Source organism: Larkinella soli, from assembly GCF_003703975.1.
GTDB classification, from domain to species: Bacteria; Bacteroidota; Bacteroidia; order Cytophagales; family Spirosomataceae; genus Larkinella; species Larkinella soli.
The window spans coordinates 1-1,632 of sequence record NZ_QTJY01000048.1; the positions used below are offsets into that span (position 1 = coordinate 1).

At 58.3% G+C, this 1,632-nt stretch carries 1 protein-coding gene; it reads left to right on the plus strand.

Features of this window, described 5'->3' with window-relative positions; all coding sequences use genetic code 11:
* A partial coding sequence (locus DX909_RS29260) for a hypothetical protein (RefSeq protein ID WP_206513080.1) occupies positions 1-1,492 on the plus strand: 1,492 nt, incomplete at its 5' end.
* Positions 1,493-1,632 lie beyond the last annotated feature (140 nt).

The window sequence follows — 1,632 nt, forward strand, 5'->3', positions numbered from 1 at the left end:
CTTCCTGTGCCTCTTGATGGTCCTGATGGCTACCGCCTTTCAGTTAACCGACCACGAGATTCCCAGGACCTGGGACCTGGAATCCATCCACCATTCCCACCTTCCTCCACCGGATACCACCGTTCGGGTTTCCTATGCTCCTGAAGCGTATTACAACGATCTGCCCGAGCATGTCATCTATAAGACCTTCCCGGTGTATCTTCAGGAATATGAAAAACCCGGTTATCTGGACTCCCTGAGGCAACTTGAGCCGGAGGTGGCCTTTGACCCCGGCCAATTAAAAACCCGGGAAGACTGGATTAAGGCCGGGGAACTGGTTTTCAACTGGCCCGTTGCCTACACCCCGATCAATGAGAAGGTGGGCCGTCTGAACAGGAACCTGTTTCGAGGAGGAAAGGGGAAATTCACTCCGGACGGACGGTATCTCGTGAACCGCTATGTCCTTCAGGAGAAAGGCAGGCTTCTGGTCGGTTCCCTGTCGTGTGCCTCGTGCCATACGCGGGTGATGGAGTCGGGGGAAGTGGTTCCGGGAGCCCAGGGCAACGGGTTTACGGCCAGGCCTTTCGCCGAAGCCGTTCAGGCTGGAAAAATCCCCTATCAGGCGTTGCAAACCGCCCAACGACAACTGCATTACGCTCCCTGGGCCGCCGGCCGACCCGTGGCGGCAGCCGGCGCGAATGCGTTCGCTGACCATCTGCTGGCCGTACCGGCCGAGATGAATGACCGCCAGGGGACTGGTCAGGGCCATCCGGTTACCGTGCCCAGCCTGATCGGAATCAAAGACATCAGGTATCTGGATTACACCGGGCTGATGCGGCACGAAGGGCCGGGGGACCTGATGCGGTACGCAGCCTTCAATCAGGGGATGGATATGCAGACGGCCTACAACGGATTCATCCCGGGCGGAAAGAACTCGTTTTCCGAACGGCCTGCCTCTTCCGAATGGAAACATCCCTTCGGCTATGTCGGTAGGCGCTACAGCGATGCCCAGCTCTACGCGCTGACGCAGTACCTGTATTCGCTGAAACCGCCTGAAAACCCGTACCGTTTCCGGAAGGCGACGCTGGTCCGGGGAGAACGGGTGTTCAGGCAGGCCGGCTGTGTGACCTGCCATACTCCGCCCCTCTACACGAACAATAAGCTGACGCCGGCCAACGGTTTCACGCCCCCGGCCGGTCACCTGAAAGCGTACGATATCTTCAACGTATCGGTCGGGACGGATTCGGTACACACCCTGTACACCCGGCGGGGAACGGGTTATTATAAGGTGCCTTCGTTGCGGGGGGTCTGGTACCGAAGTGCCTTCTTCCATGACGGCCACCTGACCCAGTTACACGAGGTGCTGGACCCCAAACGCCTGCAACCCGATTACGTGCCTACCGGATTCAAACCGCCCCATCGGCCCACGATGGCCGTGAAAGGGCATCCCTTCGGATTAGACCTGCCTGATGAGGATAAAACTGCCCTGATTGCCTTCCTGCGAACACTATGAATACGATCCTGATCCTGCTGACGCATTTTGTGCCTTTTGGCTTCAGCGATGCCGGTATGAATCAACCGGTTGGTCGGAACGCTCTGTCCATTACCTTCACGATCCGCAATGCCGGTCTGGAGGTGGCGGGGAAACTGGAC